The organism is Thiocapsa sp. UBA6158, from assembly GCF_002423035.1.
Taxonomy (GTDB): Bacteria; Pseudomonadota; Gammaproteobacteria; order Chromatiales; family Chromatiaceae; genus Thiocapsa.
Genome location: NZ_DIUM01000031.1, coordinates 1 through 14,260 on the forward strand (window position 1 = coordinate 1; position 14,260 = coordinate 14,260).

General features: G+C 62.3%; 15 protein-coding genes and 1 tRNA gene. 10 read left to right on the forward strand and 6 right to left on the reverse strand.

Annotation, left to right across the window (positions count from 1 at the left end):
• The 5 genes from B4N44_RS04925 to B4N44_RS04945 all read right to left on the reverse strand — a co-directional run.
• The coding region (locus B4N44_RS04925) for a restriction endonuclease subunit S (RefSeq protein ID WP_296697475.1) at positions 1-1,129 on the reverse strand (1,129 nt) is incomplete at its 3' end.
• The gene (locus B4N44_RS04930; protein WP_296697477.1) at positions 1,126-1,548 is read right to left on the reverse strand and encodes a type II toxin-antitoxin system VapC family toxin; all 423 of its coding nucleotides are present in this window, start codon (positions 1,546-1,548) and stop codon (positions 1,126-1,128) included. The genes B4N44_RS04925 and B4N44_RS04930, both read right to left, overlap by 4 nt.
• Complete coding sequence (locus B4N44_RS04935; protein WP_296697479.1) at positions 1,536-1,760, reverse strand: hypothetical protein; 225 nt, start codon at positions 1,758-1,760, stop codon at positions 1,536-1,538. The genes B4N44_RS04930 and B4N44_RS04935 overlap by 13 nt, the downstream gene beginning before the upstream one ends.
• A gap of 52 nt (positions 1,761-1,812) precedes the next feature.
• Complete coding sequence (locus tag B4N44_RS04940; protein WP_296697481.1) at positions 1,813-3,660, reverse strand: type I restriction-modification system subunit M; 1,848 nt, start codon at positions 3,658-3,660, stop codon at positions 1,813-1,815.
• Positions 3,661-4,007: 347 nt separating this feature from the next.
• Positions 4,008-4,142 carry a hypothetical protein gene (locus B4N44_RS04945; protein ID WP_296697483.1) on the reverse strand — a complete coding sequence of 45 codons (135 nt, stop codon included), beginning with the start codon at positions 4,140-4,142 and terminating at the stop codon, positions 4,008-4,010.
• 469 nt (positions 4,143-4,611) lie between these two features.
• On the opposite strand from B4N44_RS04945, the gene B4N44_RS04950 reads away from it, so the two are divergent.
• The 10 genes from B4N44_RS04950 (at position 4,612) to B4N44_RS04995 (ending at position 13,667) form a co-directional block, all read left to right on the forward strand.
• Positions 4,612-5,931: a tyrosine-type recombinase/integrase gene (locus tag B4N44_RS04950; protein ID WP_296697485.1), complete on the forward strand. Its 1,320-nt coding sequence runs from the start codon at positions 4,612-4,614 to the stop codon at positions 5,929-5,931.
• A gap of 32 nt (positions 5,932-5,963) precedes the next feature.
• On the forward strand, positions 5,964-6,479 hold the full coding sequence (locus tag B4N44_RS04955) for a hypothetical protein (protein WP_296697487.1): 516 nt from the start codon (positions 5,964-5,966) through the stop codon (positions 6,477-6,479).
• A gap of 506 nt (positions 6,480-6,985) precedes the next feature.
• On the forward strand, positions 6,986-8,353 hold the full coding sequence (locus B4N44_RS04960) for a hypothetical protein (RefSeq protein WP_296697488.1): 1,368 nt from the start codon (positions 6,986-6,988) through the stop codon (positions 8,351-8,353).
• A complete protein-coding gene (locus B4N44_RS04965) occupies positions 8,346-8,954 on the forward strand; it encodes a hypothetical protein (RefSeq protein WP_296697490.1) in 609 nt (202 codons plus the stop codon). The genes B4N44_RS04960 and B4N44_RS04965 overlap by 8 nt, the downstream gene beginning before the upstream one ends.
• Positions 8,951-9,991 carry a hypothetical protein gene (locus B4N44_RS04970; RefSeq protein ID WP_296697492.1) on the forward strand — a complete coding sequence of 347 codons (1,041 nt, stop codon included), beginning with the start codon at positions 8,951-8,953 and terminating at the stop codon, positions 9,989-9,991. Before B4N44_RS04965 ends, B4N44_RS04970 begins: the two co-directional genes overlap by 4 nt.
• Positions 9,988-11,460, forward strand: coding sequence for a DEAD/DEAH box helicase family protein (locus B4N44_RS04975; RefSeq protein ID WP_296697494.1), 1,473 nt, complete (start codon positions 9,988-9,990; stop codon positions 11,458-11,460). Before B4N44_RS04970 ends, B4N44_RS04975 begins: the two co-directional genes overlap by 4 nt.
• A gap of 40 nt (positions 11,461-11,500) precedes the next feature.
• Positions 11,501-12,451: a hypothetical protein gene (locus tag B4N44_RS04980; RefSeq protein WP_296697496.1), complete on the forward strand. Its 951-nt coding sequence runs from the start codon at positions 11,501-11,503 to the stop codon at positions 12,449-12,451.
• Complete coding sequence (locus B4N44_RS04985) at positions 12,448-12,669, forward strand: hypothetical protein (protein ID WP_296697498.1); 222 nt, start codon at positions 12,448-12,450, stop codon at positions 12,667-12,669. Before B4N44_RS04980 ends, B4N44_RS04985 begins: the two co-directional genes overlap by 4 nt.
• Before the next feature lie 4 nt (positions 12,670-12,673).
• On the forward strand, positions 12,674-12,940 hold the full coding sequence (locus tag B4N44_RS04990) for a hypothetical protein (protein ID WP_296697500.1): 267 nt from the start codon (positions 12,674-12,676) through the stop codon (positions 12,938-12,940).
• 388 nt (positions 12,941-13,328) lie between these two features.
• A complete protein-coding gene (locus tag B4N44_RS04995; RefSeq protein ID WP_296697502.1) occupies positions 13,329-13,667 on the forward strand; it encodes a Mor transcription activator family protein in 339 nt (112 codons plus the stop codon).
• Positions 13,668-14,100: 433 nt separating this feature from the next.
• Here B4N44_RS04995 and B4N44_RS05000 read toward each other — a convergent pair.
• Positions 14,101-14,177: transfer RNA gene (locus B4N44_RS05000), tRNA-Met, on the reverse strand.
• Between the last annotated feature and the right edge of the window lie 83 nt (positions 14,178-14,260).

Here is a 14,260-nt window from a genome sequence, read left to right on the forward strand (position 1 = left end):
AGTCCATCGTGCAGGGCACTATAGTGCTCTGCTTTGATCGGGCCATGAAGTAGAACTGAGCGTAGATAGACCCGGTAATCCGGTTTAACCAAGCAGAAGAAACTCCCGTGGGCCGCACGGCGAACACATGGTTTTGGTGGATACAGGGCGCGATTTCTCCGTCCCACACATGACCCCGGCCGAGCTTGTCATAATCGCCGCCTTCATTCATTAGGACGTCTCCCGGACGCAACGCATATCGCTCCAGATCATCCTGTGGGATTTCAATAGTTGCGATATCGGCGAGGTCCAGATAACCATCCTGTACGTTGGCAACGCGCAGATACGGCACTTCAGTCACTGCCTTGTCAGAATTGTCTTTCCCCTTCGCCACACCGGTCTGCACGGTTGCCACGAATTTGAGACGGACGACTCGCCAATGCTCCGGCACCTCCCCCAACCACTCCACCCCGGAGTCCTTCATCGGCACCGTCGGGTCCAGGCCCTTGGTGACGGCATGGGAGATCACCGCCTGGCGCTTCTCCTGGAGCAGCTCGATCAGGGTGCGGTAGTCGGCCACCAGGGCGTCGATCTTGGCGGTTTCGCGGTCGAGGAAGTTGGCGATGCTGGATTGTTCCACCGCTGAAGGGAACGGCACCTCGAACGCCGAAAGAGCGTCGGAGGATAGCTCAAGAAATGTCGTGCCGCGCCCTCGGACGTTGAGTTCGTCAGTTGCAATATCGAGCACGTAGGCAAGAAACGGAGAATGCTGATTCTCGTTCGGCACCAGTGATTTGCAGCCTTGATTCGTGCAAAGCGGTTGATCTGCAATACCCAGCGAGCCAATTGGCGCCCTCGTCGAAAGAATCACGCTCCCTGGCGGAACGATTGTTGTCGCGCATGAGCTGACGCCCTCGGGAGTGAGTGAGCGTTGACTGAATCGGATGAAACGGTCGCTGAGAGATGAGAGGTCTGCGGGAGTTATCCAGGCGATATCGCCGTCCCAAAACTCCTGTCGATCCGTCTTGGGTGTTGACCCGCCTTGGATCGCGTAGCGCCGCTTCAAAGACAAGATGCTCCAATGCTCCGGAACCTCCCCCAACCACTCCATGCCGGAGTCCTTGTAGGCCGGATAGCGCGGGAAGCTCATGGGGCGGCGTCAGCGAAGGGATTGAGGCAGCGCACGCCGGTACGCGCCACGTCGCGCACGTTGCGGGTAACGAGGAGGAGATCGTGCTCCAAGGCGGTCGCGGCCAGTAGGCCGTCTACGACGGGCAGTGGATCTGGCACATTGATGCGGCCCCAGCGTTCGGCGACGGCCAGTGAGACAGGGAGGATGCGCCCGGACATCGCGACCTGTAGATGACCGAGCCGGACCTCCAGCCTCCCTGCCTGTTGGGGATCGCGGCGCCGTAACCGCTCGATACCCCGGCGCACCTCACCCACAACCAAGACCGAAAGGTACAGATCGGCTGGCGCCACGCCCTGAAACCAGCCCTGGACGCCGGGATCGCTCTTCTGGCCCTTCTGAAGCTCCGACCAGATGTTGGTGTCGATCAGATACGCCATTCCGGGTCCTCCCTACCCAGATCTCCCGCACGCTGGAGGTCCTCATCGGTGAGGCCCTCGGTGACGCTCGCGAAGAGACGTTTCAGGTCGGTCTCGGGTGCGCCCGGTGACTCCCAGAGCAGCACGACGCGCAGTGGAATACCGTCCGGCACGCCGTCCGGTACCTTGATGCGGTGTTGCTCGGGTATTGCTTCGAACTCGATCGCTTGCATGGCGGTACTCTCCTCGTGCTTCCTGAGTGCGGTGGGATGACCAGGCACGACGCTATGCCGTCAGCCCGGCGATGCGCGCCTTGATGCGATCGGTGACCCGAGCGAGATCGGTGTCGATGGCATCCAGCGAACGCGGCGGCTCGAAGACGTAGAAGTGGCGGTTGAAGGGGATCTCGTAGCCGACCTTGGTCTTGTCGTGGTCGATCCAGGCGTCCGGGGCGTGTGGCAGGACCTCACGTGCGAAGTAAGCCTCCACATCCTCGTCGAGGGGCACGTTCTCGGTGTCGCGCAGCTTGGGGTCCGGCTGGGGCTTACCCTTCTGTTTGCCCTTCTGTCCGATCACGATCTCGCCCGCCTCGTCGCGCAGCAGGCGCTCCACGGTGATGGTGCGATAGCCGAAGTCTTGGGTACGGAAGATCCGCGAGATCGGCACCACCCGGACCTTGGCGCGGCCGGTTCCATCGTCGGGGGCAACCGGCGGGCTGTCGTCAGGCATCAGCACGCGCCGGTCAACCTCCTTGCCGCGACCATCGAGCACCAGGGCGAGACTCGCCTCCACGCAGTCTCCGAAGAGGCGGGTGATCAGGGCGATATGCTCTTCGTTCATCTCCTTGCGCTTGCTCCCGAGACTCTTGCGCATCTTCTGCCAGAAGTGACCGGCATCGATCAGCTGGACCTTGCCCTCGCGGTGCGCGGGCTTGCGGTTGGAGAGGATCCAGACGTAGGTGGCGATGCCGGTGTTGTAGAACATATCCGTGGGCAGGGCGACGATGGCCTCGAGCAGATCGTTCTCCAGCACGTGGCGGCGGATCTCGCTCTCGCCGGAGCCGGCACCGCCGGTGAACAGCGGCGAGCCGTTGAGCACGATGCCGATCCGGCTGCCCCCGTCCACTGCCGGGCGCATCTTGGAGAGGAGATGCAGGAGGAACAGCAACGATCCGTCCGAGACGCGGGGCAACCCCGGACCGAAGCGCCCCGCATACCCCTTCTCGGCGTACTCCTTGCGCACGATCGCCTCGATCTTCTTCCACTCCACGCCGAAGGGCGGATTGGAGAGCATGTAGTCAAAGAGCTTGCCGAGCAGCCCGTCGGCGGACAGGGTGTTTCCGAAGACGATGTTGCTGATGTCCTGCCCCTTGATGAGCATGTCCGCCTTGCAGATGGCATAGGACTCGGGGTTGAGCTCCTGGCCATAGAGGATCAGGCGGGCATCGGGGTTGAGCTCGGTCACGTACTCGTCGCCGATGGAGATCATGCCGCCGGTGCCGGCGGTGGGGTCGTAGAGTGTGCGCACTACGCCGGGACGGGTCAGGATCGCGTCGTCCTCGATGAAGACTAAGTTGACCATCAACCGGATGGCATCACGCGGAGTGAAGTGCTCGCCGGCGGTCTCGTTGGAGATCTCGGCGAAGCGGCGGATCAGTTCCTCGAAGACCAGGCCCATCTGGTGGTTGTCCACCCTGTCCGGATGGAGATCGATGGATGCGAAGCGTTCGGTGACTTGGTAGAGCAGCCCGGCGCGCTGGAGCCGGTCCACCTGGCTGACGAAGTCGAAGCGCTCGAAGATGTCGCGCACCTCGGGGGAAAAGCCGTCGATGTAGCTCTCGAGGTTGGCGGCGATGTGGTCCTGATCGCCCATCAGGCGTTTCATGTCCAATCGCGACACGTTGTAGAAGCCGCGCTGGGTGATCCTGAGCAGAAATGGCCTGGGGTTGAGCTTGGCCTCGACGCGCGCGGCAAACTCCTTCAGCACCGCGTCCTTGGTGTCCGCGAGTACGCAGTCCAAGCGTCGCAGCACCGTAAAGGTCAGGATCACGCGCCCGTACTCGGACTGCTTGTAGTCCCCGCGCAGCAGATCCGCAACGGACCAGATGAAGGCGGAAAGGGCTTGTTGGTTCACGGGTCCAGTGCTCCTACTTCTCCACAGCAACCGTTTTGAAGCCCGCCGTGTTATGGACAAGAGAGTTTTGCCATGTCACGCTCGGCCGGCCATCCTTGCATACTGCATCGCAGGCACCCAATGCCGGCGGTCGGCAACACCCCGCACTCCTGATCGCGACGCGCTGCGCCCCGGCGCCGTCGTGGCTGCGTCAATCGCCCGGTCAATTCCAGGTTAGGCTCGCTGCGACACCCGTTTGCGCAGGCGCATCGATGAGCTTGGAACCGCTCATGCGCAGGCCGGTAAAGGCGTTCCTTCGGGGCTGATCGAGCATCCGCCGATCCCGCCGGCCTCGGCCGAGGTTTTCTTCAACCCGGCAAAAGCCCGGTCAAGCTGACCCTTGGGTGAGGGCGTAGACCGATGTCGATGAAGTACTCTTGAGCCGTCGCGCGCTTGGTGAGTGTGGCGCCCTGCCACTTGGCGATGAAGTCGTCCGGGGACATGGGTTCCTCTTCGACCCGTGTCGAGCATCAAGATATTAGGGACATCGTGGTCTGTGTCGCCAAGCGAGACGTGGCGCGGGTTTGCGCCGATCATTCAGGTACCAAATCAGGTACCACTAAGGGACACGAAAGAAGCGAGCGGAGGCGATCGAGGCGAAACCAGGCTAACCTAAGTCTCTGAAATTTGGTGGCTACGCCCTGACTCGAACAGGGGACCCTCGCATTATGAGAACTGTACCACCGCACCTCGCAACACCTTGCACCCGCTCGATAAAGTCACCTAAACGCCTGTCCTGCCTTTGATTTCCCGTCAATCATAGGCTATCATGAACTTGCATCGAATCTCACCTGATCGCAAAGTTCTGTAGCCCAGGTGTAGCCCAGATGTAGCCCACACAAACAACGAAGCCGGGCAGGTGGATCAGACCCGTCCGGCTTCTCGTCACAACCCGCTGAGAGGTAGCGTGTCATGACTGAAGCAACTGTAGCCCATCCGCCCTTCAAATTCACTCAGGCGAAGCTCAAGGCCCTGGTCTGCGAGCCGACCCGGTACGACGTCCGGGACACTCAGCAAGCCGGCCTGATCTGTCGCGTGAGTCCGCCCGGAAAGAGGTATCCCAAAGGTCGCCGCGTCCTTCAGGTCTACGGTCGCGCGAAAGGCGTCACGTCACCGATCCGCGTCACCATCTGCGAGGTCGGCGAACTGCCCCTGGAAGCCCTTAAAGGTCAGGTGTCCGTTCGTGGTCGCGTCGACGAGATCCTTGCCCAACTGCGAGCCGGCGAGAATCCCAACGAAACCGAGCGCCAACTGCGCGCCGAGAAGGCAATCCAGCAGCAGGCCGACGACCTGGCAGGCGTCACGCTCGTACAGGCATACAAGAAGTACCTGACGACCAAGGCCCTAAGTCCGCGCACGATCGAAGGCTATCAACTCATCATCGACCGTGACCTTGCCGACTGGCAGGACAAGCCCCTGCGCGAGATCACCGGCGCGATGGCAGTCACCCGTCATGCCGAGATCCGGCTGAAGAGTCGCAGTGTCGCCATGCGCGCGATGCAGGTTCTAAGAGCGGTCCACAAGTTTGCGTCGGAGCAATACGGCGATGACGAGGATCAACTGCCCTTCGGACGATGCCCGGTCGACAAGGTAAATCGAGTCCAGAAGAAGTGGAGCAAATCGCCGCCGCGCACGCGCAAGCTCGGAAAGGATGATGTTCGGCCCTGGCTGGAATGCGTCCGACGTCTGCCGATTGAGCAACCACAAGGCGATCCCGAGCGCATCGCGGCCTATCTGGAGCTGATGCTACTCACCGGCCTGCGCCGTCGCGAAGCCGGCTTCATGCTCTGGTCGGATGTCGACTTCAGGCGGCAGACCATCACGGTCCGAAAGACGAAGAACGGCACTGACCACACTTTGCCGATGACCCGTCGGGTTCGGGAGATCCTGGAAGAGCGCAAGCAGGCACGCGCCCCCGGCGACGCCTATGTCATCGGTACAGCCGAGGTCCGCAAGCAACTCGTCAGGATCGAGAAGGCAACCGGCCTAACGGTGACGCCTCATGATCTGCGTCGGACATGGGCAAGTTTCGCCGAGCGTGCCGGAATCGGCAGTTACTCGATCAAGGCCGGCCTGAATCATCTTTCGACCGGCGACGTGACCGGGACGAATTATGTCCAGATCGACACCGACGACCTTCGACCCGATATGCAGAAGGTCGAGGATTACATCCTGCGCCTTGCCGAGCCGGCCGATAACGTCGTCGCCTTGCCCTTGCGAGGTGCGGCATGATGACGGTAGCGGAGGTTTCCGAATGGCGTGCCGTGGGCGGCTATACCGCGACCGAGGCCGCATGGTTGCTGCTGGACTTGAACGCCCAAACGACCTGGATCGGCGAGACCAAAGACCCCCGGCGCGTTCTGTCGCTGGCCTTCCGCGTCCGGGATCGGTTCGGGATCTCGGACCACGGTAACTTCGGCACCGCCGACATGATCCGCAACGCGCCGCCGACACGGCAACGAATCACGCTCGCCGAACTGTGCATGTTCGCCGCCGAGATCGGCTTGACGCCCGTCATCTGCAATCCGGACGCGGCGGCACGGGAGGTGGAGCCGACGAAACCAACCATCGAAACCCTATCGGCCGGACATCCCGAAGAAAACACCGAGGCGATCAAACGCGCGCTGGAGATCGAGCGTGAGCAGAAGCGCTCAGGCGAGAAGCCGAACAGGATTGCAGCATGCCGGGATGTCGTGAGGGAACGTTTTCCCGATCACCACGACCCGGAGGGCAAAGCAAAAAGCATCGCGGCAGGCGTCCGGGCGCTGAAGCGAAAATAGAGCGACACCCACCCCTACAAGCCGCCGATCATGGCGGCTTTTTTGTGCCTACATAAAAGCGAATCTTTGCGAATCTATTGCTTCGCGAATTGCTTCGTATTGCGTCGTTTTCATTCGTTTTCACTTCACTGTTCACTAAGCCCATCGGATTCAAGCGCAATCACCCGATTGCACCGACAGGTAAAGGTGAACAATGAAAACCCCATCAAGACCGACATCATCGTCAGTCGCCGACTTCTGCGAGCGTCACGGGATCAGTGAGCCGACCTTCTATCGGCGTCGCTCGGACATGCCCCGAACGATCAAGATCGGCGGTCAACTGCGCATCATCGACCGCGACGAAGCCGATTGGATCGAGGTAAAGCAGGCTGAAGCCCTGACCGGGAGGGTTGCGGCATGACCACATTCAGTGAGACCGATCGAGCCGCTGCGAACGACTCGATCGGTGAAGGCAACGAACAAGGCGACCTGTTCTCAGCACAGGATAGCACACGGGAGAGATCCCGATGAACGGATACGACAAGCTCAAGGCCGTGGCCAAACAGCACGGCGTGAAGGCATCCGACCTGCTGGTTCTGGCACCCCAGAATGATCCGTTCAACTGCGGTTCACCGGCTCAGGTCGCCCATGCGCAATGGTTCGCCGATGTCTATCGGGACTATGGCAATGCGTTCGGCGATCACGTCCGGCGAGTGCATTACCGGATTGTCTCTCAGCCGATCCCTGTATTGATGCCCAACGGCACGCCATACGAAAACACCGACGAGTGTTGGGCCTACATCACACTGGCATCAAAGTTCGCTCGGACCCTTGGATTCGTCGACGTGGAGCGATTCCAGGATAAGCGCAATCCTGATCCGATCGTCTACCGGGCTGATCCGCGCGACGACGACCGACCGAGCATCGAGTTCGACGAGTTCGATTACCACTTGCCCGGTATCGCCGCCGAACTGATTAAGCCGTCGCTCGACATTCCTGGTCCGTGGGTTCGCGGTTATGACTACTCGGAGGCAGATCAACCGTATCTGATCGAGGTCTGGTGCGAGAAGTCGACGATGAACGACGTTCTCGATCCGCTCTGTCGGCAATACGGCGCCAATCTGGTGACGAGCATCGGATTCCAGTCTATCAGCGCCGCCGTGAGTCTCATTCGGCGTGCTATACGAACAGGGAAGCCGGCTCGGATCTTCTATATCAGCGATTTCGATCCAGCCGGCGACCGGATGCCCGTCGCCGTCGCGCGGCAGATCGAATACTGGATTGACCGCTACAAGCTGGACGTCGACATCGCCTTAGAGCCGCTGGTTCTGACGCGAGAGCAGGTGGACGTCTACGCCCTGCCGCGCATTCCGATCAAGGCGTCAGACAAGCGTGCTGCGAAGTTCGAGGCCGCACACGGTGAAGGCGCAGTAGAGCTCGACGCCCTGGAAGCTCTGCATCCTGGTGAGCTGCATCGCATCGTCCGGGGAGCCGTGCGGCCCTACGTCGACGACGGCCTACAAGAATCATCGCTGGAGCAGCGATACCAGGTCCAGATCGGCATTCGCAGCGATTGGGAAGAGTCGACCCGAGCTATCCGCGTGGGCCTGGACCAACTCGCCGCATCGGTCGACGCCGTTTATGACCGATACCGCGCCGAACTCGCCGATCTGTCGGCACGCATGGACGCGGAACTTGAGCCGCTGCGCAAGACGGCCGTCGCGTTCGCTGAAGTGATTCAGATCGCGCAAGAAGTGGAGTTCGAGCCGGATCTACCGGCCCGTGTCGAGTCGGACCTTGAGCCGCCCGAGTCCGACGCCGCGTGGATGTTCCGATCCGATCGCGACTTCATGACTCAACTCGCCGCCTATCGCGGGGAGGTGTGCCATGCGTAAAGGGAGCTACTTCGCCGCATCTTTTTGGGATTCGCCGATCTGGCAGACGCTGAAGGGATTATCCGGCGATCACCTGCGGGTGTATCTGCACCTGGCACATGGCCCGAATTCCGAGGTTTCCGGGCTGTACCGGATCTCGGTCGGACAGATCGCCGAAGACACTGATCTCGATCCCGAGCATGTGCGCAGCATCGTCGACGACCTGGTCGACGTCGGCTGGTGCGACTTCGAGCCGCCGATTCTCTGGATTCGCGGAGCCGGCAACATCTGCGACCAGCTCGGGACGCGCGACTTCCGACGCAACGCAAGCTGGATCACTGCGACCGAGAAACACGTCGAACGCCTTCCGCTGAATCGTGTTGTCCGTGCGTTCTGCGAGTTTCACCGGATCTCGACGCCGCCCGAGCCGTCCGGGGTGCCTGAAGGACAGGGACCATCACAGGGAGATAAGGAAGGCATCCCGACACCTAGGCGACACCTAGCCGACACCCTCCCGACACCCTCCCCCCAGGGTGCCGACACCCTCCCGACAGGGTGCCGACAGGGTGCCGACACCCAGGTCGACGGCGTGGAGCGAGTCCGGCTCGGAGGTGTGGCATGACTCCCGCACTGGCAACGACTCGCGATTACTTGGCGTGGGCGATCCGGGATAACGGCACGGTCGAATTGCGTCATCAACTCGGTGAACGCTGGTCGACCGGATGGTTCGATGATCTGGATCGGCTGGTTCGTCAGGTCGACCGACTCAGGGATCACGGCAATCTCTACACGTCGCTCAATGCGCCAAAGCCGCGCCAAGTCGGCAACGGCATGACCGGCGATCCGGTGCGCAACGACGACATCGGATGGATTACCCGGATTCCCTTTGATTTCGATCCGTGTCGACCGACAGGCGTATCCAGCACGGCAGACGAGCTGCGAGCCGCCGACGAGCGCCGTAACGGCCTGGTCGCGATGCTCAGGAAACTTGATTGGCCCCTGCCCTTGCACGCCCTAAGCGGCAACGGCTATCACGCCCTGTACCGGTGCCGACTGCCGAACAACGACGAGACGACCGGCATGTTCAGGTCGATCTACTCCGGGCTCGCGATCGAGTTCGGCGACGATGTTGTCGGCTTTGACCGATCGGTGAAGAACCCCGGCCGGATCTTCAGGTTGTACGGCACGATCAACCGCAAAGGACCGGCTACGCCCGATCGGCCGCATCGAGATTCGGCCTGCTGGATTCCCGCACCGTGGCGTCAGGTCGAGCGTCGACTGATCGAGGATCTAGCGTCCTACTACGCTCGGCAGTCGGCACCCGCCCAGACGCCCGTAGACGGCTCTCAGGCCGGCCCGCGCATCGAGGGCAAAGGCGACTACAGCACGCTGGACGTCATCGGCTGGTTCGCCGCACACGGGCTCTATCGGCACGCGATCGACGACACGACCCATTCGGTCTGGTGTCCGTGGCGAGACGGTCACTCGACGCCGCACGGTCGCACTGGTGCCGTGGTGTTCCTGAATGCCGGACGTTGGCCCGGATTCCATTGCCATCATGGGTCATGTGCCGGTCGGACGATCGCCGATGTCATCACGCTGTTCGGTGACGCCGACGCCTACTGTCGTCAGGCATTCCAGGGAGGGCGCGCGTCATGATCGAGCTGCACCGGTTCCAGCGCGACATCATCAATGAACTGCGTCAGGGATACGTCGACGGACATCGGCGGCAAATGTGCGCACTCGCGACAGGTGGAGGTAAAACCGTTCTCGCGTCACACCTGGTCCGATCGGCATCGGCGAAGGGCCATAGGTCGATTTTCATCGTCGACCGCATCGAACTGGTGAATCAGGCCGTCGAGACCCTGCAAGCCGTAGGTCTGCGCGTGGGTCAGATGCAGTCGAGCAACACGTGGGTTCACACCGACGATGAAGTCGTCGTCGGCACTCGCCAAACCTTCGCCGCACGTGGGGTTCCGCCCGCTGGATTCGCCATCATCGACGAGGCACATGTTCTGGCGAAGGATCACATCAAGCTGATGACGGCCTGGAATCGCGTTCCCTTCATCGGTCTGTCGGCAACGCCCTTACGCCCGGATCTCGGCAAACACTTCACGAACTTGGTTCGAGGTCCTACGGTCGCGTGGCTCACAGAGCAGGGATTCCTGACACCCGCCCGCGCGTTCTGCCCTGGCAGTGAGTCGATCGAGCAGGCTATCTCAGGCGTCAAGCTCAAGCGCGGCGACTTCGTTTCGTCGGAGCTGGCGGACGCGATGAACACCAAGGCGCTGATCGGCGACATCATCGCAACGTGGCAGGAAAAGGCGAGCGACCGACCGACCTTGGTGTTCGCCGTCGACATCGCGCACAGCAAGGCCCTGATCGCCGACTTCATCGACGCCGGTGTTTTTGCGGCCCATATCGACGCCTACACCAAAGCCGACGAGCGCAAGGACATCATCGGCAGGTTCAAGGCCGGCGAGATTCGCGTCCTGTCCAGCGTCAACGTGCTCGGCATCGGCTTCGACTACCCCGGTGCAAGCTGCGCAATCCTTGCCCGCCCTACCCTGTCGGAAGCTCTGCACATGCAGCAACTCGGCAGGGTCATACGACGTGCCGAAGCGAAAACCGAAGCCCTGATTCTGGACCATGCCGGAAATACGCTCAGGTTCGGTCTGCCGATTCACTTCGAGGTTCCTGACCTTGGCAAGGGCGAGCACAAGTCCGCATCGAAGAAGAAGGCAGAAAAAAAGATGGTTGCCTGTCCGCACTGCGGCGCAGTCATGGAGTCGGCAACGTTCACTTGCCCGAGCTGCGGCCTAGACCGGCCTGGTCGCAAGCCGACAGTCGTCTACCGGGAAGGTCGCTTGGTCGAGTATGGGTCAGGTGACGACGGCAAAGCGCGCTACAGCGTCGACGATCGCCGATCCTGGTATCAGGCGTTTCGATGGTATGCCGAGCGCCGCGGCTGGAAGGATGGATGGGCCTATCACGCATTTCTGGCGAAGTTCGGAGGGATGAAGCCGCCCTTCGCCTGGAAGCTTTTTCCAGGGATCGAGCCGAGCGACGAGCAAGCCCGATGGATTCGCCACTATCAGATCAAAGCGGCGAAGCGTCGCGCCGCCTGAACGACGATCTGACTTTTTGACGCACATAGAGGTTTAACCCATGATCGACCTATCCGAACACCGTCACCTGTCCGAGACCATCGCCACCTTGACCGCCGAGTTCGACGGCCCCGATCGGGACCGCCTGAAAGCTGCACAACACCGGCAAGCACTCGCCACCGACGCCTTGACCACCGCCCGGCGCATCACCCGCGACAGGCCAGACGACGCCCGCTTGATCGAGGCGCAACAGCACCTCGACGACGCCCGGACGGCCGTCGCGCGCGTGCAAGCCGAGATCGCCACCAAGCACGAGAAAATCGGGGAGCTGTCGCGCCGCCGTGCGGAGCTGACCGGGGGCGCCCGCGGGGACGTTGGGCGCGCCGTGGCCGCTGTCGAGACCGCACGCGCCGCCGTCGCTCGCGTCACTGCTGCCCTGACTGATCTGCCGGACGTGCCCCAGGATGCCGCGCCGATCGACCACGATAGCCTCGCTGGTGTTGTGTTGGGTGAAGCCGACGCCGCCGCCGTGGCACGCGAATATGCACAGCGGGCCAAAAATCAGGCCGCACGCGCCGCCGACGCCGAACGGCTGGCATTGACACGCACGGCACTGGAGGCACGCCTTCAGGCCGCACAGACGGCCCTGAGCGACGCCGAACACGACGCCCATGCAACCCTTCATGCTGCCCTGCGTGGCGAGCTGGAAACCCAGGCCCGCGCCTTCGCCGCCGCTGCCGGGGCGCTGTTCACTGAGCACGGGCGCCTGATCGAGACCGCCGAAGCTGTCCGGGAGCTGGATCGCAGACTCGGGAGCAACTCAGCGGGAGGGCTCGGGCTGGATAGCCTGAAACCGCTGAACATCCCGGCCCTGAGCATCCCCGGTCTGGCGAAGCTGCCGAGCGATACGCGCGAGTGGCGAGCCGAACGCGCCGCTGCCGGCCGGGCGCTGGTGCGTGAGGCCCTGACCCCGGCGCCCACCCTGCCACCGGCGCTGGAGCAGGCCGCATGAGCGAATCCTTTTCCCGCTGGCTGTTGCGCAGTGACTGCGCCGCCCTGGCATCCATCGGTCTACCCAGGCCGGCCGCCTGCGCCGCCCTGGACGATGAGGCCCGGATCGAGTTCGCCGCCCGGACCATGGCCGGACTGGAGCCGGCCGGACCAGTGGACCCGGACGCGGAAAGGATCGAGGCCGCCGCACGGGCGATGTTGGGCACCAAACGGAGCTGAAACGATGCAAAAACGCGCCGAAATTCACGCAGTACCGTCTGATTCGTCGCCGAAAACGCCGCGCAAGGCCCCGGCACCGCGCCGCTTCCGCCTGACATCGGCCCGCAACGTCCGGCGTGAGCTGTCCGTGCTTTATGCCGAGCTGCGCAACGGGGAGGTAGACCCCGAGACCTGTCGCACCGGCGCGTTCCTGCTGCGCTGCGTCCTGGAAAGCCTGCGCCTTGACGAGTTCGAGACCCGCTTAGACGACCTGGAGGAATCCACCCGATGACCGCCCGCACCCTAAGCCGGCGCCTGGCACGCCTGACCCAACGCCGCACCAACGCCGCACCGGCCGGCATTGTCTTGATTGACCCGAGCCCGGCCGAGCTCGCCGCCGCCATGGCACGCCATAAAGCCGTCGTTATCCTGCCTGACAACGGAAGGGAGCCTGCCCCATGCGCCAAATGAAACGCCTTCGCTTGATCGCCGCCCGGCTCGGACGATCCGCGCCCGTGACTGTGAGCAGGCAATGCCCCATCTGCCGGGAGTATTGCCTAGGCGATCCGCACGCCACCGCTTGCACCTCGCACACCCTGGCACCGCCACCCGCGAAGGGAGAGCGCGAGATTTTGATTTCACGCTGCTATGGGCACGCCTAACCCTTGAGGAACGCCGCAATGCCAAGCCTGACCGGGGATTTTCAAGCCGAGTTCGCCGATCTGACCGCCGTCATGATTGATGAGGTCGCCGCCGATGTCCTGCCACCCGCGGACCGCGTGAACTTGGCGGCACGGATTGTTGAAGGGTTCCACAAAATGTGGGCGGGTTCAAGTCTCTACATTCCGCAACAGATGAAGCCGGCCCCGGCGCTGAACATCGAGAACAGTCGCGAGCGCCGAGACGCCGTGATTCGTGCGGAGTATGACGGGACATCGTTAGGCGTGCACCGCCTAGCCCGGCGCTATGGGCTCTCAGAGATCAGTGTTTGGCGACTGCTCGCCAAGGCGCCCGAGTAACACCCCGTCTGGTCCTGTCGGGAGTAACGGGACCGAGCAAGGGTAGTCGCGTGAATCGTCCGGGCACGATCGGTCGCTCCACACGTCAAGACACCCGCGCGCCCAAGCCCGCCTAGTGCGGGCTTTTTCAGGCCCGTCTGCTGCCGGCTCATCGGCATGACCTATCGGGCATATTGGATGCATGAATCGCGCAAGACCATGATCGGCAGTAGGCGCAAAATCCGCGCCCGATAGGTGCAGGCGATCAATCGACCGAGGGACTGCGTGACTGTCACGTCACTGTGACGCGCCCGGCCCCCATCGGGGAGTGAGTCCGCCCGGCGCGATCGGCTCGCCTGCCCATGGGCGCCTTTCTCTGGTGTATCCCTGGTGTAGCCCAGGTGTAAGGCAAGAAAAAAGGCTTGCCGATTTTGTCGGTAAGCCCTTGATTATTTGGTGGCTACGCCCTGACTCGAACAGGGGACCCTCGCATTATGAGTGCGATGCTCTAACCAACTGAGCTACGTAGCCAAACAAGACGCGGGATCATACGTTCCGGGCTCGCTGCAGTCAACCTCCGGAAATCCACTGGGTGCGACCGAAACTGATGCGCG